This window comes from Clostridium sp. CTA-6, assembly GCF_054768115.1.
On sequence record NZ_BAAAAU010000015.1, the window covers coordinates 1 to 19,537 of the forward strand.

General features: G+C 26.7%; 18 protein-coding genes and 1 pseudogene. 13 read left to right on the forward strand and 6 right to left on the reverse strand.

Translation table 11 applies throughout. The features are described 5' to 3' along the window. Nucleotides 1-718 precede the first annotated feature (718 nt). The 10 genes from ACYUDJ_RS19630 (at nucleotide 719) to ACYUDJ_RS19675 (ending at nucleotide 11,691) form a co-directional block, all read left to right on the forward strand. Nucleotides 719-2,047, forward strand: a complete 1,329-nt coding sequence (locus ACYUDJ_RS19630) for an AAA family ATPase (RefSeq protein WP_003483450.1) — start codon at nucleotides 719-721, stop codon at nucleotides 2,045-2,047. Between the two features lie 22 nt (nucleotides 2,048-2,069). Beyond that, nucleotides 2,070-3,806, forward strand: coding sequence for a VWA domain-containing protein (locus ACYUDJ_RS19635; RefSeq protein ID WP_003483453.1), 1,737 nt, complete (start codon nucleotides 2,070-2,072; stop codon nucleotides 3,804-3,806). An 11-nt stretch (nucleotides 3,807-3,817) separates the two neighbouring features. Then, nucleotides 3,818-4,159, forward strand: a complete 342-nt coding sequence (locus ACYUDJ_RS19640; protein WP_003483455.1) for a hypothetical protein — start codon at nucleotides 3,818-3,820, stop codon at nucleotides 4,157-4,159. 36 nt (nucleotides 4,160-4,195) lie between these two features. After that, on the forward strand, nucleotides 4,196-4,924 hold the full coding sequence (locus ACYUDJ_RS19645) for a BRCT domain-containing protein (RefSeq protein WP_003483458.1): 729 nt from the start codon (nucleotides 4,196-4,198) through the stop codon (nucleotides 4,922-4,924). Nucleotides 4,925-5,559: 635 nt separating this feature from the next. Next, nucleotides 5,560-6,129, forward strand: coding sequence for a helix-turn-helix domain-containing protein (locus ACYUDJ_RS19650; RefSeq protein ID WP_003483460.1), 570 nt, complete (start codon nucleotides 5,560-5,562; stop codon nucleotides 6,127-6,129). A 49-nt stretch (nucleotides 6,130-6,178) separates the two neighbouring features. Continuing rightward, nucleotides 6,179-7,081 carry a trans-4-hydroxy-L-proline dehydratase activase gene (locus ACYUDJ_RS19655; protein WP_003483462.1) on the forward strand — a complete coding sequence of 301 codons (903 nt, stop codon included), beginning with the start codon at nucleotides 6,179-6,181 and terminating at the stop codon, nucleotides 7,079-7,081. 6 nt (nucleotides 7,082-7,087) lie between these two features. After that, entirely contained in the window at nucleotides 7,088-9,451 is a 2,364-nt protein-coding gene (gene hypD, locus ACYUDJ_RS19660) for a trans-4-hydroxy-L-proline dehydratase (RefSeq protein WP_003483464.1), read from the forward strand. Nucleotides 9,452-9,561: 110 nt separating this feature from the next. After that, nucleotides 9,562-10,368 carry a pyrroline-5-carboxylate reductase gene (gene proC / locus ACYUDJ_RS19665; protein WP_030036785.1) on the forward strand — a complete coding sequence of 269 codons (807 nt, stop codon included), beginning with the start codon at nucleotides 9,562-9,564 and terminating at the stop codon, nucleotides 10,366-10,368. 127 nt (nucleotides 10,369-10,495) lie between these two features. After that, on the forward strand, nucleotides 10,496-10,774 hold the full coding sequence (gene ppnP / locus ACYUDJ_RS19670) for a pyrimidine/purine nucleoside phosphorylase (protein WP_003483468.1): 279 nt from the start codon (nucleotides 10,496-10,498) through the stop codon (nucleotides 10,772-10,774). Between the two features lie 41 nt (nucleotides 10,775-10,815). Beyond that, complete coding sequence (locus ACYUDJ_RS19675) at nucleotides 10,816-11,691, forward strand: sulfite exporter TauE/SafE family protein (RefSeq protein WP_003483470.1); 876 nt, start codon at nucleotides 10,816-10,818, stop codon at nucleotides 11,689-11,691. A gap of 33 nt (nucleotides 11,692-11,724) precedes the next feature. On the opposite strand, the pseudogene ACYUDJ_RS19680 reads toward ACYUDJ_RS19675, so the two are convergent. The 3 genes and pseudogenes from ACYUDJ_RS19680 to ACYUDJ_RS19690 form a co-directional block, all read right to left on the reverse strand. Beyond that, nucleotides 11,725-12,419: pseudogene (locus ACYUDJ_RS19680) on the reverse strand (L,D-transpeptidase family protein). 57 nt (nucleotides 12,420-12,476) lie between these two features. Next, complete coding sequence (locus ACYUDJ_RS19685) at nucleotides 12,477-13,064, reverse strand: flavin reductase family protein (protein WP_003483473.1); 588 nt, start codon at nucleotides 13,062-13,064, stop codon at nucleotides 12,477-12,479. A gap of 52 nt (nucleotides 13,065-13,116) precedes the next feature. Then, a complete protein-coding gene (locus tag ACYUDJ_RS19690; protein WP_003483475.1) occupies nucleotides 13,117-13,620 on the reverse strand; it encodes a QueT transporter family protein in 504 nt (167 codons plus the stop codon). 220 nt (nucleotides 13,621-13,840) lie between these two features. Between ACYUDJ_RS19690 and ACYUDJ_RS19695 the strand changes: the two genes are divergently transcribed. From ACYUDJ_RS19695 to ACYUDJ_RS19705, 3 genes are read left to right on the forward strand one after another with little or no spacing between them, the layout of a single operon-like run. Further along, the gene (locus ACYUDJ_RS19695; protein WP_003483477.1) at nucleotides 13,841-15,070 is read left to right on the forward strand and encodes a M16 family metallopeptidase; all 1,230 of its coding nucleotides are present in this window, start codon (nucleotides 13,841-13,843) and stop codon (nucleotides 15,068-15,070) included. A gap of 21 nt (nucleotides 15,071-15,091) precedes the next feature. After that, complete coding sequence (gene recX / locus ACYUDJ_RS19700) at nucleotides 15,092-16,027, forward strand: recombination regulator RecX (RefSeq protein ID WP_003483478.1); 936 nt, start codon at nucleotides 15,092-15,094, stop codon at nucleotides 16,025-16,027. A 24-nt stretch (nucleotides 16,028-16,051) separates the two neighbouring features. Then, entirely contained in the window at nucleotides 16,052-17,227 is a 1,176-nt protein-coding gene (locus tag ACYUDJ_RS19705) for a transglutaminase-like domain-containing protein (RefSeq protein ID WP_042384276.1), read from the forward strand. 130 nt (nucleotides 17,228-17,357) lie between these two features. Here the strand turns inward: ACYUDJ_RS19705 and ACYUDJ_RS19710 are convergent, their stop codons facing one another. The 3 genes from ACYUDJ_RS19710 to ACYUDJ_RS19720 all read right to left on the reverse strand — a co-directional run bounded on the left by ACYUDJ_RS19710 (nucleotide 17,358) and on the right by ACYUDJ_RS19720 (nucleotide 19,411). Further along, entirely contained in the window at nucleotides 17,358-17,705 is a 348-nt protein-coding gene (locus ACYUDJ_RS19710) for a tetratricopeptide repeat protein (protein WP_003483483.1), read from the reverse strand. Between the two features lie 144 nt (nucleotides 17,706-17,849). Further along, on the reverse strand, nucleotides 17,850-18,653 hold the full coding sequence (locus ACYUDJ_RS19715; RefSeq protein WP_003483485.1) for an ABC transporter permease: 804 nt from the start codon (nucleotides 18,651-18,653) through the stop codon (nucleotides 17,850-17,852). Next, on the reverse strand, nucleotides 18,650-19,411 hold the full coding sequence (locus tag ACYUDJ_RS19720; RefSeq protein ID WP_003483486.1) for an ABC transporter ATP-binding protein: 762 nt from the start codon (nucleotides 19,409-19,411) through the stop codon (nucleotides 18,650-18,652). Before ACYUDJ_RS19720 ends, ACYUDJ_RS19715 begins: the two co-directional genes overlap by 4 nt. Between the last annotated feature and the right edge of the window lie 126 nt (nucleotides 19,412-19,537).

Here is a 19,537-nt window from a genome sequence, read left to right on the forward strand (position 1 = left end):
TTTTTCAACTTCACCTATTTTAACATCTGGTGCCTTAACAAGAACATCTTGTGTAAAATCTGGTGGTGTAAATTTTGGTAATTGAAAACTCATTTTAAATTTCCTCCTTAACGTAATATATTTTAAATTGTATTGGGGTTATATATATTATATAAATATAATATTATCAAATTTATTAATTTGTATTATGATAATTTTTAAAAATTAAATTTTACTACTATTAGGTTAAAATTTTAACTTTTAAAAACAAAAACAATAATAATAAAGGGTAATTTTTTATGACAATAAAAAAATTAAATTTAGATTAATTTTTTTGTTTTTTACAAATTGTTACATACATTTATACACACTAAAAAACTATCTCTTTACATAGATAAGAAATGTTATGTAAAGGATATTATTTAAGAAATTTAAATATATAATATAATATTTACTGCTATTATATTATATATTGTTCTATAAATTTTGTAAAACTCCTTCTAATGTAATTAGGCAAATTTAAATATCAAAATCTAGGTAAAAAAGTCAGAAAAAATGAAATTTTGTTAAAATTGAGTTGAATAGCTGTGATTTTTATTGTAATATACAAGTGAAAGTTCATAAAAAATGAAAATTTTTTGTTTGATATAAACAAATATTTAACAAAATAATATAGTTAATATAAAATGTAAAGATATAATTATAGTACATACAATACTTATAACTAGGAGGTAAATAAATGCAGGAATTTGATGATTTTTTTAAAGGATTAAGTTTAGAAAAAGAAAAATATGAATCTAAATATACAAAAACTAATAATGAAAAAAAAGCCAAGGATGAGAGCAACTTTATAATAGAAATGGATTCTAAAGAAGTAGATAAGCTTTATGAAAGCGGATTAGAAAAAATAAATCGTATAGAAGAAGAACTTAATGATTTTTTCGTAGAACGTGAAGAAATTATAAAAGATGCTTTAAGAGCTTTAGTAATTGGACAACATATGTTTTTATATGGTCCACCAGGAACAGGTAAAAGTTTATTAGTATACAATATATGTAAAAGAATAGATGGATCTAGATATTTTCAATGGTTATTAAACAAAACTTCAGATCCTGCAGAAATATTAGGGCCATATAGCATTAAGGCCATGGAACAGGATAAATTTTTAAGAAAAACTAATGGCAAATTACCAGAAGCACATATTGCATTTATAGATGAAATATGGAAAAGTAATGAGCCTACTTTAAATATATTATTACCACTTCTTAATGAAAAAATATTTTATAATGATGGGAAAGCTATAAAAGTTCCTTTAGTAAGCATGTTTTGCGCAAGTAATGAAATACCAGATGATGAAAGTTTAAATGCTTTATATGATAGGATAATATTTAGAGATTATCTGGGATATGTAAAGGATACGGATAATAAGTTAAAGATGTTTAAAAACTATGTAAGTATGAGAAATAGTGAAAATGAAATAAAAGTAAATACAAAAATAAAATTAGAAGAGCTCTATGCTCTACAAAAGAAAACAGAAACTATAGAAATTAAGGATGATATATATTTAGATTTTATAAAGTTGATGGACAATTTAGAAAGAAATGGGATAGTTATATCAGACAGAAGAAAAAATGAGTGTTTAAAAGTTATTCAGGGGAATGCATTATTATGTAGAAGAAATTATGCAGTAGTAGAAGATTTTGAAGCATTAAAAAATGTTTTATGGAATGATTTAGATGATATAGTAATTATAGAAACTAATATTATAAAAATAATAAATCCTTATGATGATAAAGTTAGAGATTATGCTAGAAAATTTAATGAAATAAAAGAAGAAATAGATTATATAGAAGATAAGGATGAAAAAATTAGAGCTACCATTGAAGCTAAAGTGAGTATAGAGAATATTATTAAAAGATTAAATCTATTAATAGAAGAAGCCAAAAATAAAGGCAAAGATACAAAAAATATGGTTAAAAAGAAAAAATATATAGAGGATTATAATGAAAGCATAATGAAGGAAGTTTTAGGTATAGATTTAAGTTTTGAAGAAGATAGTGATATATAATTATTTTGAAAGGAGTCTTTAAATGAAACTAAATTATTACCAGGTGGTTTTTGAAGAGGACAGAGAAAAAGAAGAAATTTCTGCAGAAAAAAATGATAATTTTCAAGATATAGACTCCATATTAGGAATAAAAAAAAGAGAATATAAAAAAGATCAATCGGTAAAACATTATGAGTTTGATTTAGATATATATGAAGATATATATGAAGTTTCTTCTACTATGCAAAGTTTAGTAAAGGAAGGGAAAAGATATTTACCTATATTTGATAAATTATATAAAGATATATTTTTACTTCTATATAAATATGAACCATTTATATATAAGGAAGAGAGAATGAAGTCTACATCTATAATTAATAATAGAATAATTAGAAATTTAGCTCAAACAGAAGATTTACAAAATTTAAGAAGAAATTGTAGTTTAGATGAGCTAAACTCAGCTATAGGGTGTGAAATTATAGGTAAAAAAGCTGTTAAGATAGCAAAAAAGTGGAACCAAGATCAAGAGAAAGAAAAAGAACAATCAGAGGCTATAAATAAAGAAAATAACCCTCATCATAATAATCAAAAAACTTTATCAGATTTGTTAGTAGAGATGCAGGAAGCAGAAGATAAGATAAAGGATTTATCACAGGAAAAGCAAGAATTAGAAGAAAATATAGAAAATTTAAAGAACAATATCAGTGATTTAAGTGAAGAAGATATGAAAAATAAAATACAAGAAATAGATGAAGAACTAGGGGATATGCAAAAACAAGCAGATAATCTAGAAGAAGAACTAAGTGATAAATTAGAAGAAAGTGAAGAGGATATAGAAAATTTATCAAAAGAAATGGCAGAAGCCTTTAATGAGGCAGAGAAAGAAGTTAGAGAGGCCACATCTTACGTAAAGGATTGGGGATTAGGAGACAAACCTAATAAATCTTCGAAAATTTCTTTTTCTGATAAAGTAGGAGCTCTAGAGCGAATAAGAAAATCTAAAAAGTTAAAAGAGTTATCAGATATAATAGGTAGATTTAAAGAAAGTGCATTGAAAGACCAAAAGAATAAACACAAAGATGGAGCTGTAGCTATTAAATCTGTTAGGATAGGTAATGATATAATACATACTCTTCCAAGTGAAAAAATGCTTTTAGTAAATGAAATAACTAAAAAAGAGTTTTACAGAAAATTTAATCAAAAACAATTATTACAGTATGAGTTAGAATCAGATAAATTAAAAGTTAAAGGCCCTATGGTAATATGTATAGATATGTCTAGTAGTATGAAGGGGATAAAGGAAAAATGGTCTAAGGCCGTAGCGATAGCATTACTTGAAATAGCCCAGGAACAGAAGCGAAATTTTGCAGCTATATTGTTTAATGAAGATGCAACAGAACCTATTATAATAGAAAAAGACAAAAAAGAACCAGAAAAAATATTAGATATAGCAGAAAGATTTGATGGAGGTGGAACCTTGTTTGAAACACCTCTTCAAAAGGCATTAGAAGTTATAGAACAGTCTAAATTTAAAAAGGCAGACATAGTTTTTATAACAGATGGACATAGCTATACTCATCCAGATTTTATAAATAAATTTAATAAATTGAAGGATGAAAAGGAATTTAAAGTTTTAAGTGTATTAATATATGCTGGAGGTAAAATTGGAAACATAGAAAGTTTACAGCTTTTTTCAGATGATATAATGACTATAGGAGAACTTACAGAACTTGAAGATGCAAATTCTGTTATAGCACATAAAATATTTAAAAGTGTTTAGAGGTGTTGTAGATGAGTAAACATTGTAAATATTGTAAAAAAACTATATTTAAAGCTTTTATAAAAAGGCCAGGTATAATAGATTTAAAAGAGAATGAACCTAAAATTTTAAAGGAAATAGATAATAAATTTGCCTATGAGGTAGTAGAATGTTTAAATTGTGGAAAAGCTTTAACAAATAATGATTTAGTAGGAACGGTAATCTGTGAAAATTGCAAAAAAGAGGTGCCAGAAGATAGTTTAATAGAAGGTCTTTGTGTAGATTGTTACTTAGCAAAAAATAGACCGGATTTAAGTAATTTACCAAAAGAAGATTTAATAAAAAAAATTTTGAATTTAGAAAAAGAAATTTAAAGTGTAAATATATATAACAAAGACGGGGAGATATAGATGGATAATATAAACTTCATAAATAAAATTAAAAACATGGTAGGAGAAAAAGGATTAAATATTAAAAAGTTAAATGATGAAACTATAAATATTTTATTTAAAAATGGGTTTTTAAATAATGTTTATGATATTTTTTTATTAAAAAAAGAAGAACTATATAAAATAAATGGTTTTACAAAGGAACATGTAGATGAACTTATAAAATCTATTGATAAAGCTAAAAATTGTAGCTTTGAAAAATTTATATATGCATCTTCTATACCTAAAGTTAAAGAAAAAGAAGCAATGGCTATCGCTCATACTTTTTTAAACTTTACAGATTTAGTAATAGATATAAATAATAATGATTGTGATAGATTAAGAAGAATAGATGGAATAAGTGAAGAATTAGTAGAAAGTATAAAAAGAAATAGAGTTTTTTTAGTTAATTTATTTATGTATGTTAATCCAACCTCCATAGATGAAAAGAACGCAAATATTAAAAGATATAAATTTTGCATAACAGGAGTACTAAATAAGGATACAAATTATTATGAAGAAATGATAAAAGAAGCTAATTGTATAGTAGTAGATAATGTAACAAAGGACGTAGATTATTTGGTATTTGGCGATTTAGCTAATGCTATTAAAATGATGGATGCTAAAAAATATAATACTAGGTTAATATCAGAACGTCAATTAGTAGATATATTAAAGGAAATTAAAGAGAGTAATAAAATGAAAAACTAAAAATCTAATAACAAACGAATAATAAAAACTATTGATATATCAAGTTATCAATAGTTTTTTTGTTCTAAATAATTTTAGTTATAGGTAAAAAATTTAAAATCAAAATAAAAAATTATTTAAGTAATATTAAAAAACATGATTACTTATATAAAAAATAAACTATATATAATGAAACAATATAAGTATATTTAAGTAATAATATACTTATTTCATAAATAAGCATTAAATATAACAGTATCAAGAACAATATAGAATTTAACTATTAATTAATTATTATTATAATATAATAAATAGTGTTTTCATGATAATGAAAAAATATTTAATAATTATCAAAAAAATACTAGACTTTATATATTTAATATATTATAATTTGAATTGTAGAGATTAATAATATTTTAACAATCAACATTTAAATAAGCTTATTAAAGACTTATATATTAATTTAATTAATATTAAAAAAATTCTAAATAAAATTTCGAGAGAATATAATTTTTAATTTGGATTTTGTGTAAAATAATATATTTTACCTATACTAAAATAAATATAGACATATGTGTATATTTAAAGTTAAGTATTACTAATTTTCTGTGATATAATGATATATTATATAAAATTAGTGATTAAGGAGATTAATTATGATAGATGATATAGGTAAAAAAATAAAAAAATTAAGGACTAATAAAAAATTAACTTTAAAAGAATTAAGTGAAAGAACAAATCTTTCAATAGGTTTTTTATCACAGCTAGAAAGAGGTTTAACAACTGTAGCTATAGACTCTTTAACTAAAATAGCTAAAGAATTGGATGTGAATCTAACATATTTTTTTCAAGCACCTAAAAAAAATAAAAAAATAGTTCTTAGAAGTTATGAGAAGGAAATATTGCAAGTAGAAAACAATAGATTTATAAAATATAATCTTAGTAATGATTTAGAAGATAAGAGTTTTTTACCAAGATTAATAGAAATACTTCCTACAGATAGTAAAGAGAATATTATTTCTTATCAACATAAGGGAGAAGAATTTGTGTACGTATTAGAAGGTATACTTACATTATTTATTAATGATGATGAGAAGGAATTATATCCTGGAGATAGCGCGCATTATGATTCAAGTATAAATCATAATTGGGCAAATTATACTAGTAAACCTGTAAAATTGTTAACAGTTCATACTCCTAATATGTTTAAAGACGAAAAATATTAAAATTTAATAAAGTAGATTTAATAAAGCAATAGTTTGGGGGGCGGTTTACTTGAATAAGAGCACTATTGTTAACATTCAAAAATTCTCAGTTCATGATGGACCGGGAATACGTACCACTGTCTTTTTTAAAGGATGTCCTTTAAATTGCTGGTGGTGTCATAATCCAGAAACTCAAAGAAAAGAACATGAAATAATGTTTTTTGAGGAAAGATGTACAGCTTGTGGTATTTGTGTTAAGAGATGTCCTCAAAAAGTTATAACAATGAAGAATAATATTCCTGTAGTGGATGAAGGAAAATGCAATTTTTGTGGAAAGTGTACAAACTTCTGTCCAAATAATGCAAGAGAATATGTAGGGAAGGATCTTACATCACAAGAAATAATAAAAGAAATAATAAAAGATGAAGTGTTTTACGAAGAATCCGGCGGTGGAGTTACATTTTCAGGTGGAGAACCAATGCTTCATGCTGATTTTATAAATGGAATATTAGAAGAATGTAATGTTAGAGGAATACATACTACTATAGATACCAGTGGATATGTATCCTGGGACAAATTTGAGAAAGTAAGAGATAAAGTAGACTTATTTTTGTATGATTTAAAATCAATGAACAATGAAATCCATAAAAAATATACAGGAGTAGAAAACACAATTATACTTGAAAATTTAGAACTGTTGTCTAAATATGGTCATAATATCTATTTAAGAATACCTATTATAAATGATGTAAACGATAACAATGAAAATATAGATGAAACAATTAAATTTATATCAAAGTTACATTTAATTCAAGTAAATTTATTACCATATCATAAAATGGGTATGGATAAATATAAAAGACTTAAAATGGAGTACAAATTAACTGGTGAGGAAAAACCATCAGATGAGAAAATGAATAAGATAGCAGAAAAATTTAAGAAGGCTGGAATTAAAGTAAAAATAGGGGGGTAATTAATTATGATGACAGACAGAGTTAAAAAATTAAGAGAAGAAAGTTTAAAGGCTGTACCACGTATTTCTATGGAGAGAACAAAAATAGTTACTGATGTTTACAAAAAATATGAAGGAACAGTATCAATCCCAGTATTAAGAGCATTAGTTTTAAAGGAATTAATGGAAAGAAAAGAGCTTTGTATTTATGATGGAGAACTTATAGTAGGTGAAAGAGGGGAAGCTGCAGCGGCTACACCAACTTATCCAGAATTATGCTGTCATACAGTTGAAGACTTTGATATAATGGATAAACGTGAAAAAATATCATTTAAAACAACTGATGAAGATAAAAAAATACAAGAAGAATTAATTATTCCTTTCTGGGAAAAAAGATCTATGAGACATAAAATATTAGAAAAAATGACTCCAGAATGGAAAGCTTGTTATGAAGCAGGTATATTCACTGAATTTATGGAACAAAGAGGACCGGGCCATACTGCAGGTGGAGATAAATATTATAAAATGGGATTTTTAGATATTAAAGAACAAATAAAAGAAGCTATAAGTAAATTAGATTATTTAAATGATGATGAAGCATTAGATAAAAAAGAACAATTGGATGCTATGGATATAGCGTGTGATGCTATAATGATTTATGGAAAACGTTATTCAGAATATGCAGCTAAATTAGCACAAAAAGAAACAGATTCAGTAAGAAAAAAAGAACTTATGGAAATATCTGAAGTGTGTAGTTGGGTACCAGCTCATGCTCCAAGAACCTTTAGAGAAGCAATTCAAATGTACTGGTTTGTTCATTTATGCGTAATTTCTGAATTAAATCCTTGGGATGCATTTAATCCTGGTAGATTAGATCAACATTTATATCCATTCTATAAAAAAGAAATAGAAGAAGGAACATTAGAGAGAGAACAGGCTAGAGAATTGTTGCAATGTTTCTGGGTTAAATTTAATAATCAACCAGCACCACCAAAAGTTGGTATAACTTTAAAGGAAAGCGGAACATATACTGACTTTGCAAACATAAATAGTGGTGGTATGAAAGCGGATGGATCAGATGGTGTTAATGATGTAAGCTATTTAGTACTTGAAGTAATAGATGAAATGAAGTTATTGCAACCAAGTTCCAATGTACAAATAAGTAAAAAAACCCCACAAAGATTTTTAAAGAAGGCTTGCGAAGTTATAAGAAAAGGATGGGGTCAACCATCAATATTTAATGCTGATTCAGTAGTCCAGGAACTAGTAAGAGCAGGAAAATCTATAGAAGATGCTAGATGTGGAGGAACTAGTGGCTGTGTTGAAGCTGGGGCTTTTGGTAAAGAAGCTTATATATTAACCGGATATTTTAATTTACCAAAAATATTAGAAATAACATTATTAAACGGTGTTGATTCTCAAACTCGCAAACAATTAGGTATAAAAACAGGAGATGTAAGTACATTAAAAACTTATGAAGATTTATTAGATGCATTTAAAAAACAACTTAAGTATTTTGTTGATATAAAAGTAAATGGTAACAGAGTTATAGAAAGATTGTATGCAACATTAATGCCTGCACCATTCTTATCAGTTGTTACAGATGATTGTATAGCAAAAGGAAAGGATTATAATGCAGGAGGAGCAAGATATAATACTAGTTATATTCAAGGTGTTGGTATAGGAACAATTACAGATAGTTTATCAGCAATCAAATACCAAGTATTCGATAAAAAGAATATAACAATGGAAGAATTAATGGAAGCATTAAGATCTAATTTTGAAGGACATGAAGATATATATAACTTAGTTAAGAATAAAACCCCTAAATATGGTAATGATGATGACTATGCAGATGAAATAATGAAAGAAGTATTTGATGCTTATTATAATGAGGTAAATGGAAGACCTAATGGTAGAGGAGGATGCTATAGAATAGATATGCTACCAACAACATGCCATGTTTACTTTGGATCAGTTATAAATGCTACTCCAGATGGAAGAAAAGCTCATATTCCAGTATCAGAAGGTATTTCTCCATCAAAGGGTGCAGATGTAAATGGACCAACAGGCGTTATAAAGTCAGCGGCTAAAATGGATCATTTAAGAACTGGTGGTACTTTATTGAATCAAAAATTTGTTCCTTCAGTTGTTCAAGGTGAAGAAGGAATAGATAATATGGCTAATTTAGTAAGAGCTTATTTTACAATGGATGGACACCATATCCAATTTAATATTGTAAGCAAAGAAACTTTACTAAAAGCTCAACAAAATCCAGATGAATATAAGGATTTAATAGTTCGTGTTGCTGGATATAGTGATTACTTCAACAACTTAGATAAAGTATTACAAAATGAAATAATAGAAAGAACAGAACAAGAGTTTAACTAAAAATTAGTTTAATATATTATTGTAAAGAAAAATAAAAACTAGGAGAAGGAACTAGATTTATAATTTACGTCTTTCTCCTAGTAACAAATTTGTATTAGGAGGAAAGATACATGAATAAAGTAATTGGATTTATTGGTGCTGGAAACATGGGACAAGCTATGGTTGGAGGAATAGTTAATTCAAAACTGGTTGCTCCAGAAAATATTATATTATCAGATTTAAATGAAAAGGCATTAGAAGCTGCTAATGAAAAATTTGGTGTCAGAGTAACAACAAATAGTAATGAATTAGCTAAAGAAGCAGATATATTAGTTTTATCTGTAAAACCAAATTTATATCCAATAGTTATAAAGGGGATAAAGGATAACGTTAAAAAAGATGTTATAGTAGTTACTATTGCAGCAGGTAAAGCATTAGAAGATACAGAAAATATGTTTGGAAAAAGAATAAAAATAGTTAGAGTAATGCCAAATACTCCTGCATTAGTTGGAGAAGGAATGGCTGCTATATGTCCTAATGATTTAGTTTCTAAAGAGGAGACTGAAGAAGTTATAAGTATCTTTGAAAGTTTTGGAAAAGCTGAGATAGTAGAAGAGAAATTGATGGATGCAGTAACTGCAGTAAGTGGTTCATCCCCAGCTTATGTGTATATGTTTATAGAAGCTATGGCAGATGCAGCCGTATTAGAAGGTATGCCAAGAGATAAGGCTTATAAATTTGCAGCACAAGCTGTATTAGGATCAGCAAAAATGGTCTTAGAAACAGGGATGCATCCAGGTGCATTAAAAGATATGGTGTGTTCACCAGGGGGAACTACAATTAAAGCAGTAGCAACTCTTGAAAAACATGGTTTTAGAAATGCTATTATAGAAGCTATGAGAGATTGTGCAATAAAATCTAAAGAAATGTCTAAATAATACAGTGAATATTTCTTCGTTATTCTATTTTAAAGAGTAGAATAACGAAGAATATAGAATAAGTTACCAAATTGTAGAAAAGATAATCAGAATATTGGAAAAATTCTGGAAATGAGGAGCGATAAAGATGAAAGTAAATGAGTATTTCGATGGTAAGGTAAAATCTATGAGTTTTGTTAATAAAGAAGGAGAGGCTACTATAGGGCTAATGGATGTAGGTGAATATGAGTTTTCTACATGTAAAAAGGAATTCATGACAATAGTTAGTGGAAAAATGATAGTTAAATTGCCAGGGGAAACAATTTGGAAAGAGTTTGGGAAAAATGACACATTTATAGTAGAGGCTAATGAAAAATTTAATGTGAAACTTGCAGAACAAACAGCTTATATATGTTTTTATAAATAATTTTACTAAGGAAAAATAGAAAATAAAAAGGGGAGATAGTAATGGTAAAAGCTATATGGTTTGCATTAATAATCTTAGCAGTGTGGTTTGGAATTATATTATTTAGAGATTTTGTGAAACATAAAAATAATTTAGAAAATGTATCTTGGGGGAAGACAGCAATTATAGGCTTTATAGTTAACTTTTTCGATGTTTTGGGAATTGGTGCATTTGCACCTCAAACAGCTTTACTAAAATTGACAAAACAAACAGAAGACAGATTATTACCTGGTACTTTAAATTCTGCAAATACAATTCCAGTTTTAATTGAGGCTATAATATTCATAAAAATTATAGAAGTAGATTCTATTACTTTAATATCTATGCTAGTTGCAGCAACTGTAGGAGCTGTTATAGGAGCAGGCATAGTATCAAAGCTTCCAGAAAAAATGATTCAACTTACAATGGGATGTGCACTATTAGTGACAGCTTACTTTATGCTTGCAGGTCAAATGCATTGGATGCCAGGTGGTGGAGATGCTATAGGATTACAAGGTACAAAATTAATTATAGCAATAGTAATAAACTTTATATTAGGAGCTTTAATGACAGCAGGTATAGGTTTATATGCACCATGTATGGCTCTAGTGTTTATGTTAGGAATGTCACCAAAGGTTGCTTTCCCAATAATGATGGGATCTTGTGCATTTTTAATGCCACCAGCATCAGCTAAATTTGTTAAAGAAGGTGCTTATAATAGAAAGGCTAGTGTGTCAATGTGTTTAGCAGGAACAGTTGGAGTTTTAATAGCTGCATTTTTAGTTAAATCCTTGCCAATGGGTATATTACGTTGGCTAGTTATAGCAGTAGTAATATATACTGCAACAATAATGCTAAAATCAGCATTTAAAAACAAATCTAAACAAGCCATTGCCTAAAACTATTTTTATATATTTATATAAGGGGGGAGCTTATTCCATAAGTTCCACCCCTAATTTTTTATAAAAGGAAGAATTAACAGTATTTGATAGTGGAATATTATTATCTTTTTGAAATTTATGTATTACTGATTTCATATTTTCACCATATATTCCATCAGGCTCACCGCTATAATATTTTTTTCTTTTAGAAGTTTTTGCACCTCATACACGTCAGAACCTCGCATACCAGGTTCTATAGGCCTTAAACCTTGCCCAAAATTTCCAAATGGCCCTCCCCATATTATTACAGGTGTACCCAAGGGGGTAATTTTGTATAGTTCAGCTACATTTTTATTTTTCATTCTTATACACCCATGAGAAGAATTCCACCCTATGGAATGAGGTGCATCAGTTCCGTGTATGCCATATTTGCCCCAAGGAACATTAAGGCCCATCCATCTACCACCAAAGCTACTTCCCCAAGTGCCTTTGTTTATTATTTTCCAAGTTCCTATTGGGGATGGGGTAGAGGATTTCCCGGTGGCTATACTATAACTTTTTATTACTTCACCATTTCTATACACATCCATGTTGTTTGCAGTAATATCTATTAGTATACATATGTTACTGTTATCCATTGGGTTTGTTTCCATCTTTTGTTGATTATGATAAGATAAAAATATTAAAATAATTTCTACTATAAGTATAAAGATTAATGTATAAAATAGTTTTTTAAAATTAGACATAAAAAAGACCCCCCTTTATATTAATGTATGCAGGAGGCTTTTATAACATAATAAAAATTATCTATTAAACTTCTTTTTTTTCTTCTTTTTTTGTACAGAGTATCCAAATTTACCTAAAGATTTTTGTGGCAGGGCATAATATTCTCCATGAGAATAAGAAATTAGGTTTGCTTTTTCAAAATGAATTTTTCCTTTTGGGTCTATTAGCTCATCATTTATATTGGTACAAAGTACTTCACATAAAAATAAATGATGAGTTCCTAAGGGCAATATATCTACAACTTTACATTCTAAATTTATAGGACATTGTTCTATATATGGAACGCTTATTTCATTTGAATTTTTTAGTGTAAAATCACATTCTTTTATCTTATCATTAGTTTTACCAGAACGTACACCACAATAATCAACTGCTCTAACAAGATTATTAGAGGGGAGATTAACCACTAATTCAGGGTTATTTTTTAGATAATGAAAAGAAAGTCTTTCAGGTCTTATGGCTATGCTTATTATAGGAGGTTTGGTGCATGCTGTTCCAATCCAACCTACAGTGAATACATTAGTTTTTTCATTATTTTTAGTAGTTATTAGTGCTACTGGGACAGGATTTAACATAGCACTGCCTTTAAATCTTACTTTTTCCATATATGTTCTCTCCTTGGTAAATTTATATTAAAAAAATTTATATTTAAAATAATTAATATTTAAAATAAGACATAAGTTTCTTATTCTTTTCTATTATAGATATAAGGATTAATCCTAATACATAACAAGATATTGCTTCTCCTAGCCCTACCCAAATTATTGAAAGTAGTAATGGAAGTTTTAAAGTATAATTTAAAATAAAACCAATTACCACTGCATTTATAATTATTGGTGGTAGAGGTGCTAAATATTTCTTGAATTTTAAATTGCTTTTACCTATGTAATAGGTTAATATAGCAGCTATTAATGTGGCTAGTGAACCAAATACTACATCAATAATTCCATTGCCACCTATTAAATTAGAAATAATGCAACCCAAAAAGACTCCCCATATAGAATAGGAAGAGAGAAAAGGTAGTAAAGTTAAGGATTCTGAAGCCCTTACTTGAATTTGACCATAACTTATGGGAGCCAAAAGTAAGGTTAATACAGTGTAAATAGCAGCAATAACTGCTGAAAACACTAGTTTAGAAATTTTTTTGTTTTGTAAATTCATAATAATACCTCCATAGTTTTTATTAAAGACAGGATGGTTACGAACTGTCTATTATTGTATATAATAAATTTTGAAATTTCATTATATACCTAGTATCTATATAGTTTAATACTTTTAATTAATATAGTCAATTAAATTGAAATACTTTACTTAAACTATGTACAGGTCTATATTTATAAACTATAATGGTGTAAATATATAATTTAAAAAGGTGATATAAATGTATGATGCGAAAAAGACTATATTAAAAAATGGAATAACCTTAGTTACTATAAAGAAGGATACCCAAATAGCTGCTATTCATGCAGGAATAAAGATAGGAGCTATATATGAAAATGAAAAAGAAAAGGGTATAAGTCATTTTATAGAACATATGCTTTTCAAAGGAACTAAATACAAAGATAATGAAACTTTAAATAGAGAATTAGAAAATTTAGGCGGGGAATACAATGCATATACAGATAGTAATTCTACAGTATGCAGTATAACTGTTTTAGAAGAAGAACTGGAAAAATCTATAGAAATTTTAGGGGATATGTTTCAAAATTGTCTATTCCCTCAGGAAGAGATAGAAAGGGAAAGAGAGGTAATTTTATCTGAAATAAGAGGAAGTAAGGACGACTTAGAGGATTATTCTTTTAAAAAAGTAAATGAAACAGCTTTTGATAAAAGTCCATTAAAATATGATACTTTAGGAAATGAGAAAATAGTAAAATCTTTTACCAGAGACAAACTTATAAAATTTTATGAAAGATATTATGTACCTAATAATTGTTTTATATCTATAGTTTCTGATTTTCCACATAATTACGTAGTAAGTATTGTAGAAAAGTATTTTAAAGATTGGTTATGGAAAGAATTTAAAAGAGAAAAAGTCTTAGAAGAAAAGAATAGATTTTTAAAAAAAGTTTCTTACAAAAATAATGTAGAACAAAGTACAGTAGTATATTTATTTACATTACATGGTTTAAGTAAAAAAGAGGAATTAGCACTTACAATATTAAGCCACAGATTGGGTGAAAGTGGAAATTCTGTATTGTTTAGAGAACTTAGGGAAAAGAGAGGATTTGCCTACGATGTATATACAGATTTAGATTTATCACCTTATGTAAAGACTTTGTATATATATACCTCAGTAGGAAGAGAAAATGTAGATGAAACTTTAGAGGTTATAAATCATTGTATAGAAAGTATAAAAAAAGGTAATATAGGTTTTGATAGTAATACTATAAATCTTATGAAAAAGATATTAAAAACAGCTATTGCTTTTACTTTAGAGGATGTAACTGATATAGGAAATTATGCTTTTCATCAAATAATAGATGAGGAAAGCATTTTTCAGTTCTATGAAGATATGAAAGATTTAGATGGAATAAAAGAAGAGGATATATATAATGTAGCTAATAAAGTACTAAATAAACCTACTATACACATACTTTTAAATCAATAACTGTTTTGGGAGTGCAAAAATATGTCAAATATTATTACTAAGATAGAAGTTCAAAAAAGAAATAAGGATAGGGTAAATGTTTATATAAATGAAGAATTTAATTTTGCATGTAGTTCAGAATTAATATACTATCATAATCTTAAAAAGGGTAAGGTTATAGATGAAAATAATTTTAATGATATAATTAGAGAGGATAACTATATAAAAGCCAAAGGTTATGCTTTAAAATATATAGAGAAATCTTTAAAAACAGAAAGCCAAGTTAAAGAAAAACTATATTCAAAGGAATATGATAAGGATACTGTAGATAGGGTTATTAAATTTTTGAAGGATTATGATTTTATAGATGATAATAAATATTGTGATATGTATATAAGAGAAAAATTAAATATTTATGGAAGAAATAAAATAAAATATGCTCTTTTAAATAAAGGAATAAAGGAAAGCATAGTAATTGAAAAGATAAATAATATAGATGAAGAAAAAGAGAAAAAAATAGCCTATAAATTAGCAGAGAAAAAATATAAAATTATGATATTAAGGGAAAAAGATAAATTTAAAATATATAAAAAAATATGGGCATACATTATATCCAGAGGATATAATTCTAATATTGCTGAATGGATAATAAATGAGATTAAATCTAATGAAGCTTTATATAAAGACAATAATATATGCTTAGATGAGCAAGACATAAAATCAAATAAAAACATAGAAAATAAGATAAAAGACGAAAATTTAGATAAATTTCATAATAATTCATCCTTTAACAGTAAAAATAATAGTTATAAAGAGAATATTGATATACTTGCTAGAAAAAGATATGATATTATAATAAAATCAGAAGATGATAAAAATAAAATTTATAGAAGATTGAGCAATTATTTGTTAAGAAGGGGATTTAGCTTTGAAGAAGTAAAGAAAAGTACAAATCGTATTTTATATGAAATAGAATAAAGAAATAAGAGGTTGGTGTTAGATATGAAAACAAATCCAGTTACTTTAATATTAGCTGTAGTGTTTTTTTTCCCTATTTTAAAAGGCTTTCTTTCAAAGTTTTCTTCTCCAAATTTAAAATTAGATATAGAAGATATAAATAAAACTATATCTTTTGTATTTTCTTTATTTTTAGGCATATATTATAGTAAAAAAATATTCATAGAACATAATGCAGGAATATATAAAGATATATATGAAAGAATACCTAAAAATATAATAAAATATATAGAAAATAATTTCTTTATGGTATACGTAGTATTAACACCTTTAATAATATTTATAATTTATAAAATAATATTTTTAATACTAGATCTTTTAAATTCCATAACAATATATCCTATACTAGATAAATTGGAAGACATTTTAAGAGATAAAGGAAATATATTTAAAAGAATATTCGGAGCCTTATTTAATATACCTAAATCTATATGCTATATATTATTAATAGCTTTTGTGTTAAATGTATTTTCTATGTTTATTAAAAATGATACTTTAAATAAATATCTTCAATCATCTAAAATTTATAATAATATATGTAAGCAAGCAATAATACCAGTTACTAACTCTAAAATAGCTAAAAAGTTACCTAATATAATAAATAATTCTTTTAAAATAGTGGTAAAAGAAGAGGCGGGTAAAAGTTCATCACAAAAAAATAATTTTAAAGATAAGAAAACTATTGTTTATTATAATGGGGTAACTTTAGAAGAGGGGATAAAATCTAATAAACAAATAAATAATTTTGCAAGGCATTTAGCAGCGGAAGATGCTACATCTAAAGGAAAGGCAAAAATAATATATGATTGGATTGGAACTAATATAGACTATGATCATGATAAGGCTGAGAAAGTTCTTAAGGATAATTTTCAGGTGAAATCTGGAGCTATTCCTACATTTAATAGTAAGAGTGGGATCTGCTTTGATTATTCCTGTTTATTTATAGCTATGTGTAGAGCAAATGACATAAAGGTAAGATTAGTTACAGGTGAAGGATTTAATGGAGTAAGTTGGGTAAGTCATGCATGGAATCAAGTATATATACCGGAAGAAGGAAGATGGATCAATGTAGATACAACTTTCTATAAAGGAGGTAACTATTTTGATACCAAAAGATTTGATATAGATCATAGAAAATCTCAAATTGCAGGGGAATGGTAAAAATGCTAGTAACTTTTATATAAACTATAAAAGTTACTAGCATTTTATATAGGTTAGTATTTATTTTTATATCATAGTTAAAAATCATTAAACTAATTAATTTTATATTCACATTTAAGGGGGATTTATATTATTTTAAATTTTTAACTATAATATTTATAGCTTTTTCACAATCTTCATCTTTATGATTTAGAGCCCAAGCAGTATTGAAGTAAACTAAAGCTTTCTTATTATTTTTTAACATAGCATAGCAATAACCTAAATTAAAAAAATATTTACTATCTTTTTTTAATATTAGAGCTCTTTTTAATAAAGGAATGGCTTTTTCATATTGTTTTAATTTTATAAAGCAAACAGAAGCGTTGTATAAAGATGAAGCTTCATTTTCTTTGATTTCTGCCGCTTTTTTATATAGATTTATGGCTTTTTCATAATCTTTAGTATTATAATAACTGTTAGCTTTATTAAAGTAACTCATATGTATCCTCCTTGTGTTTACTAAGATGCGCTTGAAGCTTAGTTGTATTATTATAATATCCATTTATGTTATTTTTATGCAAAAATAAATAAATCTATTCAGAAAAAAATTTCTAAATAGATTTATTAAAATAAAAAACTATTTTTAATGCTTAATTTTTAAAGATATTCTTTTTTCTAAAAACTCTACTACTGCATACATTAAATAAGCTAAAATAGCCAATATTATTATGCTAAACATTACTATATCCAGTTGAGAAATCTGACCACCATAAATAATTAAGAATCCTAAACCTTCTTTTGCTACTAAAAATTCTCCCATTATAACTCCCACCCAGGATAAACCCACATTAATTTTTAAGGTAGATATTAAAGTTGGGATTGTAGCAGGGATTATTAAATGAATTAATATTTGCCATTTAGTGGCTCCAAAGGTTTTCATTAATCTTATTTTATCATTATCAACTTCTTTAAATCCATTTAATACAGAAATTATAGTTACAACAATGGAAATTAAGAGAGCTATCATTATTATAGCATTGGTACCATTGCCAACCCAAAAAATTATAATAGGAGCTAGTGCTACTTTAGGTAATGCATTTAATACTACAATATAGGGATCTAAAACTTTACAAGCAAAATCTGACCACCAAAGGAGTATAGCTATGAAAGTTCCTAGTAAGGTACCATAAATAAAACCTAAAATAGTCTCGTAACAGGTTATCCATATATGCTTAAACAATGTACCTTCACTATAGATTTTTACTAAGCTTTTCCACATTCTAGATGGAGTGCTAGTTAAAAAAGGATCTATCCAACCTAGGTTTCCGGCTACTTCCCATAGTACAAAAATAGCTATTAATATTATAAGTCTTGTTATTATTATCTTAGTTTTTCTATTTCTTACTTTTTTAATATATAGTTCCTGTTCTTTTTTTTCATCTATCATATGTCATTCAGCTCCTTCCATATATCGTTAAAATAAACTCTAAATTCTGGAGCTTCTCTACATTTTAAAGGGGAATTACATTCTGTTGAAAGTTTAATAGCTACATCTTCTTTTATTTTTGCAGGTCTTTTAGATAATACAAGTATTCTATCTGACATAGCTACAGCTTCAGATATATCATGGGTTACCATTATAGCTGTTTTACCTTCTTTTTTTATTATATTGTATATTTCATCGCTAATATTTAATCTAGTTTGATAGTCTAAAGCTGAAAAGGGCTCATCTAAAAGAAGAACTTCAGGATTAAGAGCTAAAGTTCTAATTAAAGCAACTTTTTGTCTCATGCCTCCAGATAATTCATCTGGATGATGATCTTTGAAATCCAGTAAACCATAATCTTTTAAAAGTTTTTCTATAGTTTCTTTTCTTTCACTATTTAATTTATGTTGTATTTTTAACCCAAGGGTTATGTTATCTAAGACTGTTAACCAATTAAATAAGTGATCTTTTTGAAACATATAACCTATTTTAGGAGAAATAGATTTTTGTTTTTCGCCATCTATATATATGTCACCACTAGATTGGGGAATTAATCCAGCTATTATATTTAGAAGAGTTGATTTCCCACAACCAGAAGGACCAACTATACTAACAAATTCACCCTCTTCAATGGAGAAAGATATATCTTTTAATGCAGGGGTGCTTCCTTTTAAAGAGTGATAGTTCATAAAAATATTTTCAACTATTACTTTATCCATGTTATCATCTCCTAATTGTTAGAAAATAAGCTTTATCTTGATTTATTATATGAGTAAGTTGTAATAAATGTTATTAATAATTAGGATTAAGCATAAACTCTTAATAGTCAGCATTTAAAAGAAAAA

Bases quoted from the DNA above. Each gene is read 5' to 3' on its own strand.
- ACYUDJ_RS19630 (WP_003483450.1), top strand. From the start codon at position 719: ATGCAGGAATTTGATGATTTTTTTAAAGGATTAAGTTTAGAAAAAGAA.
- ACYUDJ_RS19635 (WP_003483453.1), top strand. From the start codon at position 2,070: ATGAAACTAAATTATTACCAGGTGGTTTTTGAAGAGGACAGAGAAAAA.
- ACYUDJ_RS19640 (WP_003483455.1), top strand. From the start codon at position 3,818: ATGAGTAAACATTGTAAATATTGTAAAAAAACTATATTTAAAGCTTTT.
- ACYUDJ_RS19645 (WP_003483458.1), top strand. From the start codon at position 4,196: ATGGATAATATAAACTTCATAAATAAAATTAAAAACATGGTAGGAGAA.
- ACYUDJ_RS19650 (WP_003483460.1), top strand. From the start codon at position 5,560: ATGATAGATGATATAGGTAAAAAAATAAAAAAATTAAGGACTAATAAA.
- hypD (WP_003483464.1), top strand. From the start codon at position 7,088: ATGATGACAGACAGAGTTAAAAAATTAAGAGAAGAAAGTTTAAAGGCT.
- proC (WP_030036785.1), top strand. From the start codon at position 9,562: ATGAATAAAGTAATTGGATTTATTGGTGCTGGAAACATGGGACAAGCT.
- ppnP (WP_003483468.1), top strand. From the start codon at position 10,496: ATGAAAGTAAATGAGTATTTCGATGGTAAGGTAAAATCTATGAGTTTT.
- ACYUDJ_RS19675 (WP_003483470.1), top strand. From the start codon at position 10,816: ATGGTAAAAGCTATATGGTTTGCATTAATAATCTTAGCAGTGTGGTTT.
- ACYUDJ_RS19685 (WP_003483473.1), bottom strand. From the start codon at position 13,064: ATGGAAAAAGTAAGATTTAAAGGCAGTGCTATGTTAAATCCTGTCCCA.
- ACYUDJ_RS19690 (WP_003483475.1), bottom strand. From the start codon at position 13,620: ATGAATTTACAAAACAAAAAAATTTCTAAACTAGTGTTTTCAGCAGTT.
- ACYUDJ_RS19695 (WP_003483477.1), top strand. From the start codon at position 13,841: ATGTATGATGCGAAAAAGACTATATTAAAAAATGGAATAACCTTAGTT.
- recX (WP_003483478.1), top strand. From the start codon at position 15,092: ATGTCAAATATTATTACTAAGATAGAAGTTCAAAAAAGAAATAAGGAT.
- ACYUDJ_RS19705 (WP_042384276.1), top strand. From the start codon at position 16,052: ATGAAAACAAATCCAGTTACTTTAATATTAGCTGTAGTGTTTTTTTTC.
- ACYUDJ_RS19710 (WP_003483483.1), bottom strand. From the start codon at position 17,705: ATGAGTTACTTTAATAAAGCTAACAGTTATTATAATACTAAAGATTAT.
- ACYUDJ_RS19715 (WP_003483485.1), bottom strand. From the start codon at position 18,653: ATGATAGATGAAAAAAAAGAACAGGAACTATATATTAAAAAAGTAAGA.
- ACYUDJ_RS19720 (WP_003483486.1), bottom strand. From the start codon at position 19,411: ATGGATAAAGTAATAGTTGAAAATATTTTTATGAACTATCACTCTTTA.